We start from the raw sequence: 258 nt of genomic DNA on the forward strand, positions 1-258 counted from the left end.
CTCCGCGGAGAAACCAAACTGGCTTGCGAACTGCACAGCCCAATCGCGCTCGGCGGCCTTCATGGCCGCCTGAATTTCTGTCCTTGGGGTCGGGAACGGTTTGACGTCACCCGGTTTCCCGCCGTTGGCCTTGATCGTCGCCGCGGTGAGAACTTCAATTCCCGTGGCGATCTGACCAAGGATCGTTGCGTGAAGGTCCCATTCGGCGGTGCGCGGCGCCCACGCCGGGCCTTCCTTGCCCCGCTGCGACTCAGCGAT

At 64.0% G+C, this 258-nt stretch carries 1 protein-coding gene; it reads right to left on the reverse strand.

From position 1 onward, the window contains the following. Nucleotides 1–258: hypothetical protein (locus SCA31_RS24235; protein WP_410699533.1), on the reverse strand; the 258-nt coding region annotated here is incomplete at both ends.

The sequence above is a fragment of the Chryseobacterium sp. SIMBA_028 genome, from assembly GCF_046535285.1.
Taxonomy (GTDB): Bacteria; Bacteroidota; Bacteroidia; order Flavobacteriales; family Weeksellaceae; genus Chryseobacterium.